The following is a 16,909-nucleotide window of genomic DNA, read 5'->3' on the forward strand; positions in this document are numbered from 1 at the left end:
CTCCGCCCGAAGGCCTCGCCACTCCGTGCCGCTTATCCGCGCTGCGCGGTGAACTCATCCCGGGTCAGGTTGATCGGGTCGCCATCGGTGCAGACCACGTCGTCCTCGATCCGCACGCCGCCGAACGGGCGGAACTCGTCGATCCGGTCCCAGTTGAGCGATCCGGCGTGCTCGCCCTTGCGGATCTCGTCGAGCAGCATGTCGATGATGTAAACGCCCGGTTCGATGGTCATCACCATGCCCGGCTCCAGCGTCCGCGTGCTGCGCAGGAACGGCTGCCCGTCCGGACGCGGGATCACGCCTCCGGCGTCGCATTCGGCGAAGCCGGCGACGTCATGCACCTGCAGGCCGATGCCGTGGCCGATGCCGTGGGGGAAGAAGGCGTTGCTGACGCCGGTCTCCAGCGCCGCCTCGGGCGACATGTCGATCAGCCCGAAGTCCTTGAGTACGCCGGCGAGCTTGAGGTGCGCGCCCAGGTGCAGTTCGCGGTAGTCGAAGCCGGCGCGGACTTCATCGCACATCTGCCGCTGCGCGACGTCGACCGCGTCGATCAGTGCCTGGAACTCGCTGTCGCGATCGGCTGCATAGGTGCGCGTGATGTCGCTGGCGTAGCCACCGAAGCTGCCGCCGGCGTCGATCAGGAAGCTGCGGATCTCCTCCGGCGGCGTGGTCGCCAGCTCGGTGTAATGGAGTACCGCGGCGTGCTCGTTGAGGGCGACGATGTTGTGGTATGGCAGCTCGTTGGCGTCCTGGCGCGCCGCGATGCAGTACGCCATGTGGATGTCGAACTCGCTGGCACCGCTGCGGAAGGCCGCCTCGGCCGCCCGGTGCGCGCGCACGCCGACCCGCGTCGCCTCGCGCATCATGCCGATCTCGTACTCGGTCTTGAAGGCGCGGTGGTATTCCAGATAGTTGACGACCGCCGCCGGGTTGTCGGGCAGGTAGTCGCCCAGTGCGCTGGGGGCCTCGCCCAGGATCGCGCAGCGCGCAACGTCGGCCGGCAGATGTTGCAGCGCCTCTTCGGGCTTGCGGATGATCACGATGTCGAACTGTTCGACCCAGTAGCCCGACGGTGTCTGCGGGACCACGTGCCAGTAGTCGAAGGGCTGCAGATACACCAGCCTGGGTTTGTTGCCGGGGGTGAACACCAGCCAGCTACCCGGGCTGCGGGTCAGCGGGGCCCACGCCTTGAACTGGGGATTCACCGCGTAGGGATAGTCGCGGTCGTCGAACACCTGGTAGTGCACGGTGCCGCTGGGCACCACGAGGTGGTCGAAGCCGCCGCGCTCCAGGGCGATCGTGCTGCGGCGCACGAGTTCTGCCACGTGCTGCGGATAGGCCTGCGCAAGCTCGGAAATTGCCATGTCGATCCTCTTTGGGGGAGTCCGACAAGTCTGACTGATTCGCCGCGCGGACACAGGGGTGTTCAGCCACCCGCGGCGCAAACCGGCGCGGGCTCAGGCGGGTAATGCTTACCACGCGTCCTATCAGTCCGTAGTCAGCCCGTCAGTCGGGACTGGCAAGCCAGTCGCGCAAATGCTGACGGCCCGGCTCCGGCAGGTTGATGAACCGGAAGCCCGCCCAGCATTTCCCGGTCGCACCGGCGTCCTCCTGCCACAGCAGATGCACGCCGACCTCCACCTGCCCGCGCTGTGGCCGCGCAGCTGGGCCGTCTGCGCCCCGCGGGTTCATGCCGGACAGACTGAAGCGCACCTGGTAGAGCGCGTCATCCACCAGCGGTGAGCTTGCCAACAGGAGCATGCCGGTCTCCGAGATGTTGCCCAATTGCCCGATGACCCGCTCGCTCATGCTGTCGATGACCTCGACCACGCCGGTGACGGGGCGACGCCGGCGCCTGCGTGCGTCGATGCTGCCCGCACCGGAAGCTTCAGACCGGGACACGTTCATTGCGACGCCTCGCTGCCGGGAAGATTGCGGCCGAAACTGCGCAGCCTGCCGAGAGTCGCCTGCCAAGCGCGATCCACCAGGCTGGTGTGATCGTCGGCGGGCACGATTCTCGCCTGGCCGCTTGCGAGGAGGCGGGCGATCTGGTCGAGGGTTTCCCGACCCTGCTGGTCCTCGATGCGCTGGCCCCTTGCAGTGAGCAGCAGCACGCGTCCCGTGATCGGACTGAACCACGCCAGGCGATGACGCACACGATCGCCCTGCTGGTTGATGTTGAACTCGATCGGGGTACCGAACGCCACGCTGCGCAGGTGGACAAAGCACTCCTCTTCGCGTGCGTCGCGTGGTGCGACAGGCGGCAACGGCGGTATCTCGTTGGCGCCCAGCCGCGCCCGCGCCTTCAGCTTTACCGCAAGCTCGGTGCGCGATGCGGGATCGTCTCCCGCTTCGTTTGCCGCCACGAGCCTGCCCGCGATGGCGTCCGCTTCTTCGCCCTGGTAGCCGACCAGCCCAAGAGCTTCTGTCACCCGCGGCTGTAGCGATTCGGGCGCGGGTTCGCCGCGGTTGGCGGCGATGATCCGGGCAGTGGCGTCGACATGATCGCGCCACTCAGGCGACTGCTCACCGTGTCGCAACAGGACCAGGCTGAGGACGTCGGTCCACGCCTGCTCCAGCAGCGTGGAGAGAAACCGGGGGACCGCGGTGTCGCCGATCGCTTCCGTTATCGCCAGCGCGGCCTGCTGCTTCGCCCGCTCCAGCTTGTCGCGGCCGCGGGCCGCTTCGACCTGGCGCCGCTGGGCGACCTCGGCCTTGCGTGCCACCGCGTCCAGCTGGGCCCTCAGCGTCTCCTGCGCGGCGGCGAAGACGGCCGGATCACCGTGGTAGTTATCGACGACGTGATTGACGGCTTCATGCAACTGGTCATCCAGACGCGGATCCGCGCCCGGATCGTTCTCGTTCAGCCAATGGGTGCCGGCCTCAGCGATGGAGTTCAGCAATTGCCGGGCCGGGTGCTGCTTGCGTACAAAGAAACCGCGGTCCTGCAGGGCGACGCGCAACAGCGGGACCTGCAGCCGTTCCAGCAGCGCCGCGCCACGGGTGCCTTGGCGCAATTCGCGACCGATTTCGCTGTAGAGCAGACCCAGCAGTTCGAAGGTCTCGTCGTCATGGTCGGCAAGCTGCGCCGCGCGGCCCCGCTGCTGCCGGCTCTGCTGAAGCAGAGCCTGGCGAACCTGTCCGGGAGTGCGCGGAGTGGCCGTGCCCTCGGCCGGCGCCTGCAGGCTGCCCAAGGCCGCATCAAGTTCATCGGCCGCCAGGGTGTCGCCGGTCGGGCCGTGGTGGCTGCGCGGTTCGACGCGCCGGGATTCGGCCAGCAATTGCTGCAGCTGGGCCAGCGCCTGCATCTCGTCGGCCGTATCCACCCGTCCGCCAAGACCCGAATTTTGACGCGTCAGTCCATGCGAACCTTGCGCGTCGGCCCCGGACTGCCCGTCGGTGCGTCGTCGCTGCGGACTAACGTCGGCGGAGGAAGGCCCGCGAGCATCATTTCGATTCGGCTCAGTAGAGCCTGTGTCCTTCTCCCTGCCTTCGGAATCGGGCGCTTGGCCGCTGCGTTCGCCTTTTTCACGTCGCGCCAGGGTCGGGACAAAGGTCAGCCCTGGGAGCACATTCTCGCGATCGAGCAACGCGTTCATCGCTTCGACGAGGGACAGATAGCCGCCCATCATCTGCTGGTCGAACAGGCGGTAGAGCTGCAGTCGCGTTTCCACATCACCGGTCACCCCGGCGGAGGCGCGCGAGAGCATTGTGGCTACAGCGGTTGGCCCCACGGGCAGGTTCGATCCGTCAAATGCCGGTTGCCCGGCGAGCACGGCCAGGCGCTGGCCAAGCAGAAGAAGCGGGAGACCGGCGCGCGATTCATGGCGACGTGCGATCGCGGTCAATACGTTGGTTTCGGTTACTTCGCTGTGGTCGACCAACCGCAACCCGGCGGCGTCCGGGGTCGTCTCCGCTGCTGAATCAGTGAGCACTGGCGCGCGCAGGCTTTCAAGCGCGCCTGCCAGCTCCGCCGAGAACGATTTGACCAGCTTGTGGCGTTTTGCACGCAATGAGCCAAGTGACGCCAGATAGCCCGACTGGGCACCCGCATTGCGTGCCTTCTCCGCCTCGCGGAACAGGTCCTGCTCCAGAGTGTCGAGCAGGCGCACCAGTTCGCGCTCCAGCTCGTCGCCAGCCAATGCCTGCAGCCTGCCGATAATTGACCGCACACGCGAGGGGAAAGCGGTGGCGCCGTTTGCAGGACGCGGCTGCGGAAGCGATGCATCTAGGTAGGACATGCGGGCCGGACTCCCCCCGAAGGCCGTAATTTTTGCGAGCGTAACAGGACGTGCTTAACGTGGGAACTGTGACGTGCTTCCGGGTGGCGGATGCTGACGGACGGGACCCCGTAACCGCGTCAGTCCCCCAAAAACAACTCGATGACGTCATTGGTGAAGCGTCTTCCCAAGGGTGTCGGGCGGACACTGTCGTCCTCGACGATCAGCCATTGCTTCTGCACCGCCTCCTGCAGCTGCGCCTGGATCGCGTTGCGCGGGACGCCGGTGCTGGCTTCGAATCCGGTCAGGCTGAAGCCGTCGACCAGGCGCAGGGCGTTGAGCATGAATTCGAACGGCCGGCGCTCCGTCGCGATGAGTTCGTCGCCGCCAATGCCGCGCTCGCCGCCGGCGGCCTCCAGATAGGCGGTGGGGTGCTTGAGCTTCCAGCGGCGCAGGATCGACCGGTCGTGGCCGGAGGTGATCTTGCCGTGCGCGCCGGCACCGATCCCCAGGTAGTCGCCGTATTTCCAGTAGTTCAGGTTGTGCACGCACTCGCGTCCGGGCCGTGCGTAGGCGCTGACTTCGTATTGGCGGTAGCCGTCGTCGGCGAGCATCGCCTGGCAATGCTCCTGGATGTCCCAGCTGCCGTCCTCATCGGGCAGGCCGGCAGGCGGGCGCGCCGCGAAAACCGTGTTCGGCTCCAGGGTCAGCTGATAGTGACTGATGTGCGTGGGCTGCAGCGCGAAGGCCTGCAGCAGGTCGCTTTCCGCCATCGCCAGGCTCTGGCCGGGCAGGGCGTACATCAGGTCCAGGTTGATGTTGTCGAATCCGGCGTCCTGCGCCAGTTTTATTGCCGCCGTGGCTTCAGTGCTGTCATGGATCCGTCCCAGACGTTGCAGGCAGCCGTCGTCAAAACTCTGCACGCCAAAGCTCAGGCGGTTGATGCCGGCGTCGCGATAAGCCCTGAAGCTGCCGTGCTCGACGGTACCGGGATTGGTTTCCAGGGTGATCTCGCAACCGGGCGCGAAACGCAGCCGCGAGCTGGCGCCCTGCAGGAAACGGTCAATCAGCTCGCCGGGCATCAGGCTGGGAGTGCCGCCACCAAAGAACACCGTTTGCACGGTGCGGCCCCAGACCAGCGGCAGGTCGAGGTCCAGGTCGGCCAGCAGGGCGTCGACATAGGCCGCGAAGGGGAGCTCGCCGCGGCCCTGGTGGGAATTGAAATCGCAATACGGACACTTGCGTACGCACCACGGAACGTGGACGTACAGCGACAACGGCGGTGGGGACAGCGTGGACGGCGACAGGCTCATGCGCTCATTGTCCCACCGACCGGGCCGGCGCCGGGGAAACCGCTAGAGCGCAGCCAGTTGCCGTTGCAGCTCGCGCAGGGCGCGGCCGCGGTGACTGCACGTGTTCTTCACTGACGGTTCCAGCTCGGCTGCGGAGACGCCGTGCATATCGTCCATGAACACCGGGTCGTAGCCGAACCCGCCGCTGCCGCGGGGACGATCCAGGATTCGCCCACGCCAGTCGCCCTGCGCGATCAGCGGGGCCGGGTCCTCGGCATGGCGCAGCAGGACCAGGGTGCAATGGAAGTGCGCGCCGCGCTGAACCGCGGGCAGGTCTTCCAGCGCCTGCAGCAGCTTGTCGATGTTGCGCGCCGCATCCCCGGGTTCGCCGGCATAGCGCGCCGAGTACAGTCCCGGCGCCCCGCCGAGGGCGTCCACGCACAGCCCGGAGTCATCCGCGAGCGCCGGCAAGCCGGTGACGCGCGACGCATGTCGTGCCTTCAACAGGGCGTTTTCGACGAAGCTCAGTCCGGTCTCCTCGATATCTTCGACGCCCAGATCGCCCTGGGCCACGAACGCGATGCCGGCCTCGGCAAACAGGCGGTTGAACTCGGCCAGCTTGCCGCTGTTACCACTCGCCAGGACGATTCGCGACAGCGCGGTCATTCCGGGGAGCGGCCCGGATTGCAGTCCCGCTCGGTCACTAGCCGAGCGCTTCACGCTGCATTGCGACCAGTTCGCTCACCCCGCGGGCAGCCAGCGAGGTCATCGCGGCGAGCTCCTCGGCGCGGAAGGCATGGCCCTCCGCGGTTCCCTGGACCTCGATGAAGCCGCCGCCGTCGTTCATCACCACGTTCATGTCGGTATCGCAATCGCTGTCTTCGGCGTAGTCCAGGTCAAGCACCGGCACGCCGCGATAGATGCCGACCGAGACTGCTGCGACCGCGCCGAATATCGCGCTACGCCCCGACTTGGGCTTGATGTCGCCACGCTTGGTCATCCAGTGCACCGCATCCACCAGCGCGACGTAGGCGCCGGTGATGGCCGCGGTGCGGGTACCGCCGTCGGCCTGCAGGACATCGCAGTCCAGGGTGATGGTGCGCTCGCCGAGCATCTTGCGGTCCACGCAGGCGCGCAGCGAACGGCCGATCAGGCGCTGGATTTCCAGCGTACGTCCGCCCTGCTTGCCGCGGGCCGCCTCGCGGTCGTTGCGGGTGTTGGTCGCGCGCGGCAGCATGCCGTACTCGGCGGTAACCCAGCCCTCGCCCTTGCCGCGCAGGAAGCCGGGCACGCGGTTCTCCACGCTGGCGGTGCACAGCACCCGGGTATCGCCGAAGCTGATCAGCACCGATCCTTCGGCGTGGCGGGTGAACGCGCGTTCGATGCGGACCTCGCGCAGCTGGTCCGGAGCGCGGCCGCTGGGCCGAGAGAATTCGTTTGTACCGCTTGCTGACATGCTGTGCTTGCCGTTGGAAGTTAGGGGGTTTGGGGGCGGCGAGTTTACCATTCACCCCGGAGTGCCCCCTTCGGCATCCACTTCCACATCACCACAAGGCACCGCCAATGATCCGCAGCATGACCGCCTTCGCCAACGGCGAGCGCGTCACTCCCTGGGGCACGCTGGGTTGCGAACTGCGCTCGGTCAACCACCGCTTCCTCGAGATCGGTATGCGCCTGCACGATGACCTGCGCTCGCTGGAGCCGGTCCTGCGCGAGCGCATTGCTGCCCGGATCAGCCGCGGCAAGCTCGACATCAGCCTGCGCCTGCGCTCACCCGAGGGCGAGGGCGGCCTGCACACCGACCCGGCCCGGCTGCGCGAGCTGTCCGAGCTGGCACTCCAGTTGTCGTCGCCATTCCCCGGCCTGCGGGTGGATTTCACCCAGCTGCTGCAGTTCCCCGGCGTGCTGCAGGCGCCCGCGGTGGATGGCGCCGCGTTGCAGGCCGAGGCCCTGGCCCTGGTGGATGACGTGCTTGACGAGTTCATCGCCGCGCGCGAACGCGAGGGTGGCAAGCTGGCGGCCGGCATCGCCGAGCGGGTGGATGCCATCGAAGCCATCGCGGTGCAGGTGCGTGCGTTGATGCCGGCGATCCGCCAGGGCCAGCGCACCAAGCTGGAGAATCGGCTGGCCGAGCTCGCGCAGCCGGTGGACCCGGGCCGACTGGAACAGGAGCTGGTGATGTGGTTGCAGAAGCTCGACGTGGACGAGGAACTCGACCGGCTCGATTCGCACGTCATCGAAGCACGGCGGGTGCTCGGCTTGAGCCAGGCCGTCGGTCGGCGGCTGGACTTCCTGCTGCAGGAGTTCAACCGTGAGGCGAACACGCTGGGCTCCAAGTCCGTCGACGCGCGCAGTTCCACCGCCGCCGTCGAACTGAAGGTCCTGATCGATCAGATCCGCGAACAGATCCAGAACATTGAATAACCGCCATCCCTTGAGGGCCAGCAGCCGATGAGCATGCGCGGAACCCTGTTTATCGTTGCCGCGCCTTCGGGTGCCGGCAAGTCCAGCATCGTCAACGCGGTGCTCGCGCGCGATCCCAACATCCGCCTGTCGATTTCGTTCACCTCGCGCCCCGAGCGGCCGCGCGAGGTCAACGGCGAGCACTACCATTTCGTCGATGAAGCGACTTTCGAGCGCATGGTCGAGGCCGGCGACCTGTTCGAGCACGCGCGTGTCCACGGCGACTGGAAGGGCACCGCCCGCCAGTCGGTGGAGCCGCAACTGGCCAGCGGCAAGGACGTGCTGCTGGAGATCGACTGGCAGGGCGCTCGCCAGGTGCGCAACAAGCTGCGCGGCGCGGTCAGTGTTTTCATCCTGCCGCCGTCACGCGCCGCGCTGGAGGAGCGCATGCGCAACCGCGGCCAGGACAGCGAGGAGGTGATCGCGCGCAGGCTGGCGGCCGCCCGCGAGGAGATGTCGCATTACGCGGAGTTCGATTACGTCATCGTCAACGAGGACTTCGACACCGCGGTCGATGAGATGTGCGCGATCTTCACCGCCAGCCGGCTGCGCCGTGAGGCCCAGGTCGCCCGCCACGGGAAACTGATCACCGCATTGCTTGCCAATGAACCCGAAGCCCGCTAACTGATTGATTCCCAAGCGACAACTTGCTTGTAGCCCAGTGAATCGTTACAATCCCGTCCCCTTTGCATCTGCATGACGGCCCGCCGGCCGCCAGGAGCCCCATGGCCCGCATTACCGTAGAAGATTGCCTGGAAGTGGTCGATAACCGCTTCGAACTCGTCATGATGGCCGCCAAACGCGCGCGCCAGTTGGCCAACGGCGTCGAGCCCAAGCTCGACAACAGCGAAGGCAATGACAAGCCGACCGTGCTCGCCCTGCGCGAGATCGCCGCCCGCGTGATCGACGCCGACTTCATCGACGCCGTCGACAAGTCCGAGCGCGAGCGCAAGGAGCGCGAGGCTCTGGAGTGGGCCGCTGCGGAAGTCGTCACCGACGAGGACCTCGCCAAGGGCGACGACTGAGCGAGCATTCGCGCCGGCCCCGTCGCATCGACGGGAGCTTTGCCAGCTACACCAACGGCTCCGCTTCGGCGGGGCCGTCTGTTTTTTGGCGCCACCGCGCTGCCCATGTTTGCCGCCGTTTACGCAGACCAGGCGGTGCGCCTGCACCTGCGTTGCGCTGCGATCCGTCCCCCGCGTAGATTGCCTGCATGACTTCTTTCGAGCCCGTCTGTAGTACCTCCACCCCGCAGATCGTGGATCCGGCGAGCTTGCCGGGTTACATGCTCGATCTGGAGCGCGCTGCAAAATATCTGGATGAGCCGCAGCGGGCGCAATTGCGTCTGGCGTGGTCGGTCGGGGCCGCGGCGCACTCGGGGCAGATGCGCAGCTCGGGCGAGCCCTACATCACCCACCCGGTGGCGGTCGCCCGCATCCTCGCCGAGCAGGGCCTGGATGTGGAAACGCTGCTGGCAGCGATCCTGCACGACACCATCGAGGACACGTCGCTGGGTTGGGACGACATCGCCGCGCAGTTCGGTCCCACGGTGGCCGAGCTCGTGGACGGCGTGACCAAGCTGGACAAGCTGCAGTTCCGCGATCGCCAGGAGGCCAACGCGGAGAGCTTCCGCAAGATGCTGCTGGCGATGTCCCGCGACCTGCGGGTGATCCTGATCAAGCTCGCCGACCGCCTGCACAACATGCGCACGCTCGGCGCGAAGGATCCCAAATCACGTCAGCGCATTGCCCGCGAGACGCTGGATATCTATGCGCCGATTGCCCAGCGCCTGGGCATGAACCAGATCAAGAGCGAATTGCAGGATCTGGGTTTCCGCGCCCTGCACCCGTACCGCCATGCGGTGCTGGAAAAGCGCATCCGCAGCGAGCCGATGGTGCGCCGCGAAGCGCTGGTGCAGATCGAGGCCAACCTCGCCCAGCGGCTGGCCAAGGAACAGCTGCCGCATCGGTTGATCAGCCGGGTGAAATCGCCTTGGAGCATCTACACCAAGATGCGCACCGAGGCGAAGAGCTTCGCCCAGGTGATGGACGTGTTTGGCTATCGCATCGTGCTGCGCACGGTGGCTGACTGCTATCACGCGCTGGGCGTGGTCCATTCGGTCTACAAGCCGCTGGATGCCCGCTTCCGCGACTTCATTGCCATCCCCAAGGCCAACGGTTACCAGTCCCTGCACACGGTGCTGTTCGGGCCCTACGGATCGCCGATCGAGGTCCAGCTGCGAACCGAAGAGATGGACCTGATCGCCGAGAAGGGCGTGGCCGCGCATTGGACCTACAAGGACGGCAGCCAGGCACCCAACAGTGCGCAGAACCGCGCCTACAACTGGATCAGCGGACTGGTCGAGTCGCAGCACGCGACCGGCTCGTCGCTGGAGTTCCTGGAAAACGTCAAGATCGACCTGTTCCCCGACGAGGTCTACCTGTTCTCGCCCAAGGGCGACATCCTGTCGCTGCCGCGCAACGCCATCGCCCTGGATTTCGCCTACGCCGTCCACACCGACGTCGGCAACCAGGCCGTGGCGGCGAGGGTCGACGGCAAGCTGGTCCCGCTGCGCACGCGTCTGTCCAACGGCGAGCGGGTGGAGATCATCACCGCCAAGTCGTCCACGCCCAAGCCGCAGTGGCTGGAGTTTGTCGTCTCCAGCAAGGCGCGCACGGCGATCCGCCATCAGCTCAAGCAGATGGGTCACGAGGACGCGGTGCAGCTCGGGCACCGGATGCTGGATAGGGCACTGGAAGCGCTGGGCAGCTCGCTGGAGCGGGTATCGACTGCGCGCCTGGACGCCTATCTGCAAGAGGGTCGCCACCCGCGCCTGGAAGCCCTGCTGGCCGACATCGCGCTGGGCAACAAGATGCCCAGCCAGGTGGCCTACGCGCTGGCCAGTGCCCCGGGTGAGGACGCGGCGCCTGCGCCGGCGCACACCTCCATGACGCAGGAGAAAATCCTCATCACCGGCAGCGAGCGGGGCGTGATCAGCTTCGCCAACTGCTGCATGCCGCTGCCTGGCGACGACATCATGGGATACCACACCGCCGGCAAGGGCATCGTGGTGCACCGCAAGGAATGCCCCAACGTCGCCGAGTACCGCAAGTCACCGGATCGCTGGGTGTCCATCGGCTGGGACCATACCGTCAGCGGCGACTTCAGCGCGGCCCTGCGCATCGAGGTCGACAACCGCCCAGGTGCGCTGGCCCAGGTCGCGGCCGCCGTGGCCGACGCGAAATCCAACATCGACCGGGTCGAATACCTGGAGCGCGACATCAACGTCGCGGTGCTGCGTTTCTCGATTGAAGTGAAGGACCGCCGCCACCTGGCCAACGTGATCCGCAAGGTGCGGCGGCTCAGCGTGGTGCTCGGCGTGCAGCGGATCTGAGCCGGCGCTTCTACAATGCCGGCTGTACCCCGTGATTATGGAGCCTGCATGTCCCGCACCCCGATCCATACCGACCACGCCCCGGCGGCGATTGGTCCCTATTCCCAGGCCGTGCGCATGGGCCAGACCGTGTTCCTGTCCGGCCAGATTCCGCTGGACCCGGCGACCGGCGAACTCGTCGGCGGCGACGTGGCCGCGCAGGCGCGACAGTCGTTCGACAACCTCAAGGCGGTCTGCGAAGCGGCCGGCGGATCGCTGGCCCAGGTCGCCCGGCTCGGGCTCTACCTCACCGACCTGGGCGAATTTGCCGCGGTCAATGCGGTGATGGCCGAGTACTTCCAGGCCCCGTACCCGGCGCGCTCCACCATCGAGGTCTCCGGCCTTCCCAAGGGCGCGGCATTCGAGGTCGACGCGATCCTCGTCCTTGGCTAGAACGGCCCGTCGACCTCCGGCACTGGCGGCAGCGGGCGAGACCCCGCTGACCGCGCTGGCCGGCTGCGGACCGCGGATGGCCGAGAAGCTCGCCGCCCGCGATCTGCATACCCTGCAGGACCTGTGGTTCCAGTTGCCGCGGCAATACGAGGACCGCACCCGCCTGACCCCGATCCGTGACCTGCGACCTGGCGTGGCGGCACAGGTCGAGGGCCGGGTGGTGGCCGTCGAGCGTGGCTTCCGTGGTCGCCCGGTGCTGCGCGTCGCGATCACCGATGATTCCGGATCCGGACTGGTGTTGCGGTTTTTCCACTTTCGCGCCGCCCAGGTGGCGCAGTTCGCCGTCGGTGCGCCGCTGCGCTGCTACGGGACGCCGCGCCCGGGCCAGCAGGGCCTGGAGATCGTGCACCCCAGCTACCAGATCCTTGAAGCCTCGGGCGGGGACGAGCTGGGCGATGCGCTCGATCCCGTGTATCCGACCGTCGAAGGCATCGGTCCGGTCACCCTGCGCCGCTTGATCGGCCTGGCCTTGGACCGGCTGCCCGACAGCGCGACGCTGGAGCTGCTCGCCGACGCCGCCGAACTGCCGCCGCTACGCGAAGCGCTGCTGACCGTGCATCGCCCCCCGCGCGACGCTGACGTCACCGCCTTGCTGGCCGGCACCCATCCGGCCCAGCGTCGGCTGGCGTTGGAAGAATTGCTGGCCCACCACCTCAGCCTGCGCCGGCAGCGGATCGCCCAGCAGGCCCATCGGGCGCCGGCGCTGGCGGACCAGAAGCTCGCTACCAAGTTGCTGGGACAACTGCCGTACCGGTTGACCGGGGCCCAGCAGCGCGTCTTTGCGGAGATATGCGCCGATCTGGCCCGGCCCTCGCCCATGCTGCGCCTGGTGCAGGGCGATGTGGGCTCGGGCAAGACTGTCGTTGCCGCGCTGGCCGCCCTGGTGGCGGTCGCCAGCGGTCGCCAGGTGGCCCTGATGGCGCCCACCGAGCTGCTCGCCGAGCAGCACCTGGCCAACCTGCGCGAGTGGCTCGAGCCGCTGGACGTCCCGTTGGCGTGGCTGGCGGGCAAGGTCACCGGCAAGGCGCGGCAGCAGGCGCTCGCCAATGTGGCTTCCGGTACGGCCCGGGTCGTGGTCGGTACCCACGCAGTGATGCAGGAGAGCGTCGTCTTCCATGATCTGGCACTGGCGATCATCGACGAGCAGCACCGCTTCGGCGTGCACCAGCGGCTGGCCCTGCGCGACAAGGGCGGGGCGGCCGGCGGCGACGCAGGCACGGTGCCGCACCAGCTGGTCATGACCGCCACGCCGATCCCGCGCACCCTGGCGATGTCGGCCTATGCCGACCTGGACGTGTCGTCGATCGACGAGCTCCCGCCCGGCCGGACTCCGGTGCAGACCGTGGTGCTGGCCAGCGAGCGTCGCCCCGAACTGGTGGAGCGGATCCGCGCCGCCTGCGCGCAGGGTCGTCAGGCCTACTGGGTGTGCACCCTGATCGACGAGCCCGACGACGACGCCAAGCCCGGCGCGGTGATGAAGATCGAGGCGCAGGCCGCGCAAACCACGTTCGAGACGCTCGCGGCCGGGTTGCCGGAACTGCGGGTCGGTCTGGTCCACGGGCGCATGAAGGCTGCTGAAAAGCAGGCGACGATGGCCGACTTCAAGGCCGGGCGGATCGACCTGCTGGTGGCGACGACCGTGATCGAGGTCGGCGTGGACGTGCCCAACGCGTCGCTGATGATCATTGAGAACGCCGAGCGCCTCGGCCTGGCCCAGCTGCACCAGTTGCGCGGTCGGGTAGGGCGCGGCAGCGAGGCCTCCAGCTGCGTGCTGATGTACCGCTCGCCGCTGTCGATGCTGGCCCGGCAGCGCCTGGAAACCATGCGCGCGACGAACGACGGTTTCCTGATCGCGGAAAAGGACCTTGAGCTGCGCGGCCCCGGCGAGCTGCTGGGCACCCGCCAGACCGGCCTTGCCGAATTCCGCCTCGCCGACCTGGCGCGCGACGCCGACCTGCTGCCGCAGGTGCATGAGCTGGCCGAGCGGCTGCTGCGCGATTCGCCCGAGCTCGCCGAACGCATCGTGGCGCGCTGGATCGGTACCGCCGTGCGCTATGCCGGCGCATGATCCCCGGTGCCGCGACGCGGATTCAGCGTTATGGTGATCGGCCCGCGACGCTCCCAGTCAGCGCCGCCCAGTCCTGAACACGCCTGTCCCGGAGATCCACGCATGCGGTCCAAGCTGATGTCTGCCCTGCTGCTGTGCCTGCCCCTGTCCTCGCTCGCGGCCGCGCCGGTGCCGCCGGCCACCCAGCCCGAGCTGGAACAGATCGGCACCGCGCCCTCCGCGCAGCGTATAGAGGCCGACATCCGCACCCTGGTGGGGTTCGGCACCCGCCACACCCTGTCTGATACGACGTCCGACACGCGGGGCATCGGTGCGGCACGGCGCTGGATCAAGGCCGAGTTCGAGCGCATCTCGGCCGAGTGCGGCGGTTGCCTGGAGGTGCGCTACGTCAGCGAAGTGGTCTCCGGCGAGAAACGCATCCCGGATCCGGTCGAGATCGTCAACGTGATCGCGATCCAGCGCGGCAGCAGCGACCCCGACCGCTACGTGATCATGAGTGGCGATATCGACTCGCGCGTATCGGACGTGATGGACGCCACCTCCGACGCGCCGGGTGCCAACGACAACGCGTCCGGTGTCGCCGGCACATTGGAGGCGGCGCGGGTGCTGTCGAAGCACCGCTTTGCCGGATCTATCGTCTACGCCGCGTTGGCCGGCGAGGAGCAGGGCCTGTTCGGCGGCAAGATCCTTGCCCGGCACGCGATCGACAACGGGTGGCGGATCGAGGCGGTCCTCAACAACGACATGATCGGCAACATCGCCGGGCTCAACGGCGTGATCGACAACACGACCGCGCGGGTGTTCGCCGAGGGCACGCGCTTCGATGAAACCCCCGAGCAGGCCACCGCGCGCCGCTTCACCGGCGGCGAGGTGGACTCGCCCTCGCGCAACCTGGCCCGCTACATCGACCGGATGGCCGATCTCTACGTGCCCAACCTGGACGTGATGATGGTCTACCGCCTGGACCGCTTCGGCCGCGGCGGCCACCATCGCCCGTTCAATGACATCGGCGCCCCCGCGGTGCGGGTGATGGAAACCAACGAGCACTACCATCGCCAGCACCAGGATCTGCGCACCGAGGACGGTGTTGTCTACGGCGATACCATCGACGGCGTCGATTTCGCCTACGCCGCCAAGCTGACGGCGCTCAATGCGGTGACGCTGGCCGGGCTTGCAGGCGCGCCACCACCGCCGGCGGATGTCGAGATCGAGGGCGCGGTAACGGCGGACACCACCTTGCGCTGGTCGCCCGTCCCGGCTGCGCAGGCGCCCAACCTGGCCGGCTATAAACTGTACTGGCGGCTCACCACCGAGCCCCAGTGGAGCCACAGCCGCTACGTCGGCAACGTCTCCCAGTACACCCTCAGCAACGTGGTCATCGACAACTACTTCTTCGGCGTTGCCGCTGTGTCCACCGACGGCGCCGAGAGCCCGGTGGTGTTCCCCGGCGCCGCAGGCAGCTTCGGCGGCTACAAGGCGGTCGCGCGCGAACCCATCAAGGAAGACCAGACCACACCATGACTGAACAACGCATACCCCTGCTCATCGACACCGATCCCGGCGTCGACGATGCCCTCGCCCTGCTGATGGCCTTCAACGATCCGCGGCACGAGGTCGTCGGCCTGACGATCGCCGCCGGCAATGTCGGCCTGGCGCACACCGTCGCCAATGCGCTGAAGATATGCGACGTGGTGGGCGCCGATGTCCCGGTGTTTGCCGGTTGCGCATCGCCGTTGCTGCACCCCGCGGTCGACGCGGCGTACGTGCACGGCCAGGACGGCCTGGGCGACGTTGGCCACGCGCCCTCGCAGCGCCAGGCCGAATCCGAGCATGCGGCGTTGGCGATCCTGCGCCTGTCGCACCAGTACGCGGGCCAATTGCTGCTGGTCGCGCTTGGCCCGCTCACCAACCTGGCGGTGGCCCTGAAGCTCGACCCGAGCCTGCCGTCGCGGATCGCCCGGCTGGTGGTAATGGGCGGGGCGGTCACCGGCCACGGCAACATGACCGCGCACGCCGAGTTCAATATCGCCTTTGATCCGGAGGCTGCGCATATCGTGCTGTCGGCGTTCGCGCACTTCGAACTGGTCGACTGGGAAGCGACGATTTCCCACGGTCTCCCGCACGGCGAGGTGTTGCGGTGGCTGGACGCCGACAGCCCGAGGGCAAAGTTCTTCGAGGCGATCTCGCGCAAGACCCGGGAATGGTCGGCCGATCGGCGCGGCGATGACTGGTACGCCGCCGACGCGCTCGCGATGGCCCACGCACTGGAGCCCGAGAGCGCGCTCGATGTCGCCCGGCGCGTGCTGGTGGTCGAGACGGAAGGGCGCCACACCCGCGGGGCCACGGTGGTGGACTGGCGCGTTGAGCAGTCCGACGCTGGCGGCAACGCGTCAATCCTCTTGCGCTACGATCGGCCCCGCTTCCAGCGGCGCGTGCAGGCCGCCCTGGCCGCGACCTGAGTCGCGCGACTTGCGCCGTCCATGCAAAGCCCGCTATTATTGTCAGCTTCCTTCCGCATAGATTGGTGAGTGCCAATGAAAGCCGGCATCCATCCCGAATACCGCGAAGTCGTGTTCCAGGACGTGACCAGCGATTTCCAGTTCCTGACCCGCTCGACCCTTGGCAGCAAGGAGTCGGTGAAGTGGGAAGACGGCAACGAGTATCCGCTGATCAAGATCGACATCTCGTCGGCCTCGCACCCGTTCTACACGGGCAAGCACAAGATCATGGATACCGGTGGCCGCGTGGACAGGTTCCGCAAGCGCTACGCCAAGTAAGCATCGGCGGCGCTACGCGCTGTATATACGGGTTTTGACAACGGCTGCCGAGAGGCGGCCGTTGTTGTTTCAGCGACGCCTGTGCAACGCATCGAGCCACGCGTGGCGACCGCTGGCGCGTCCATGCGGTAGGGCATTGTGCGATAATTGGGTGTTCGCCATTGGTTGCGATCCTTTGTCCCCCTCCCGTTTCGCGCCGTGCG

Annotated in this window: 15 protein-coding genes; 9 read left to right on the top strand and 6 right to left on the bottom strand. The window is 67.4% G+C overall.

The window, feature by feature from the left end; genetic code table 11:
* Positions 1-32: 32 nt before the first annotated feature.
* The 6 genes from pepQ to rph form a co-directional block, all read right to left on the bottom strand.
* Positions 33-1,364: a Xaa-Pro dipeptidase gene (pepQ, locus tag INQ42_RS03135; RefSeq protein ID WP_194035097.1), complete on the bottom strand. Its 1,332-nt coding sequence runs from the start codon at positions 1,362-1,364 to the stop codon at positions 33-35.
* Positions 1,365-1,506: 142 nt separating this feature from the next.
* Positions 1,507-1,908: a PilZ domain-containing protein gene (locus INQ42_RS03140; protein WP_194035098.1), complete on the bottom strand. Its 402-nt coding sequence runs from the start codon at positions 1,906-1,908 to the stop codon at positions 1,507-1,509.
* Entirely contained in the window at positions 1,905-4,172 is a 2,268-nt protein-coding gene (locus INQ42_RS03145; protein ID WP_194035099.1) for a DUF1631 family protein, read from the bottom strand. The genes INQ42_RS03140 and INQ42_RS03145 overlap by 4 nt, the downstream gene beginning before the upstream one ends.
* Before the next feature lie 188 nt (positions 4,173-4,360).
* Positions 4,361-5,533 (bottom strand): radical SAM family heme chaperone HemW, encoded by a 1,173-nt coding sequence (hemW, locus tag INQ42_RS03150; protein WP_194035100.1) that lies wholly within the window; start codon positions 5,531-5,533, stop codon positions 4,361-4,363.
* 42 nt (positions 5,534-5,575) lie between these two features.
* A complete protein-coding gene (gene rdgB, locus INQ42_RS03155) occupies positions 5,576-6,169 on the bottom strand; it encodes an RdgB/HAM1 family non-canonical purine NTP pyrophosphatase (RefSeq protein ID WP_194035723.1) in 594 nt (197 codons plus the stop codon).
* Between the two features lie 46 nt (positions 6,170-6,215).
* On the bottom strand, positions 6,216-6,968 hold the full coding sequence (rph, locus tag INQ42_RS03160) for a ribonuclease PH (protein WP_194035101.1): 753 nt from the start codon (positions 6,966-6,968) through the stop codon (positions 6,216-6,218).
* A 107-nt stretch (positions 6,969-7,075) separates the two neighbouring features.
* On the opposite strand from rph, the gene INQ42_RS03165 reads away from it, so the two are divergent.
* From INQ42_RS03165 to INQ42_RS03205, 9 genes are all read left to right on the top strand, one after another.
* Positions 7,076-7,936: a YicC/YloC family endoribonuclease gene (locus tag INQ42_RS03165; protein ID WP_194035102.1), complete on the top strand. Its 861-nt coding sequence runs from the start codon at positions 7,076-7,078 to the stop codon at positions 7,934-7,936.
* Positions 7,937-7,969: 33 nt separating this feature from the next.
* Positions 7,970-8,599: a guanylate kinase gene (gene gmk, locus INQ42_RS03170; RefSeq protein WP_194035103.1), complete on the top strand. Its 630-nt coding sequence runs from the start codon at positions 7,970-7,972 to the stop codon at positions 8,597-8,599.
* A 101-nt stretch (positions 8,600-8,700) separates the two neighbouring features.
* Positions 8,701-9,000 (top strand): DNA-directed RNA polymerase subunit omega, encoded by a 300-nt coding sequence (rpoZ, locus tag INQ42_RS03175; protein ID WP_194035104.1) that lies wholly within the window; start codon positions 8,701-8,703, stop codon positions 8,998-9,000.
* Between the two features lie 188 nt (positions 9,001-9,188).
* Positions 9,189-11,369 (top strand): RelA/SpoT family protein, encoded by a 2,181-nt coding sequence (locus INQ42_RS03180; protein WP_194035105.1) that lies wholly within the window; start codon positions 9,189-9,191, stop codon positions 11,367-11,369.
* A 48-nt stretch (positions 11,370-11,417) separates the two neighbouring features.
* Positions 11,418-11,801, top strand: a complete 384-nt coding sequence (locus INQ42_RS03185) for a RidA family protein (RefSeq protein ID WP_194035106.1) — start codon at positions 11,418-11,420, stop codon at positions 11,799-11,801.
* Positions 11,794-13,929 carry an ATP-dependent DNA helicase RecG gene (recG, locus tag INQ42_RS03190; RefSeq protein ID WP_194035107.1) on the top strand — a complete coding sequence of 712 codons (2,136 nt, stop codon included), beginning with the start codon at positions 11,794-11,796 and terminating at the stop codon, positions 13,927-13,929. Before INQ42_RS03185 ends, recG begins: the two co-directional genes overlap by 8 nt.
* A 102-nt stretch (positions 13,930-14,031) precedes the next feature.
* Positions 14,032-15,450 carry a M28 family metallopeptidase gene (locus INQ42_RS03195; RefSeq protein ID WP_194035108.1) on the top strand — a complete coding sequence of 473 codons (1,419 nt, stop codon included), beginning with the start codon at positions 14,032-14,034 and terminating at the stop codon, positions 15,448-15,450.
* A complete protein-coding gene (locus INQ42_RS03200) occupies positions 15,447-16,388 on the top strand; it encodes a nucleoside hydrolase (protein ID WP_194035109.1) in 942 nt (313 codons plus the stop codon). Before INQ42_RS03195 ends, INQ42_RS03200 begins: the two co-directional genes overlap by 4 nt.
* 75 nt (positions 16,389-16,463) lie before the next feature.
* Positions 16,464-16,706, top strand: a complete 243-nt coding sequence (locus tag INQ42_RS03205) for a type B 50S ribosomal protein L31 (protein WP_043957864.1) — start codon at positions 16,464-16,466, stop codon at positions 16,704-16,706.
* Positions 16,707-16,909 lie beyond the last annotated feature (203 nt).

The organism is Lysobacter avium (assembly GCF_015209745.1).
In the GTDB taxonomy this organism is placed as follows: domain Bacteria; phylum Pseudomonadota; class Gammaproteobacteria; order Xanthomonadales; family Xanthomonadaceae; genus Novilysobacter; species Novilysobacter avium.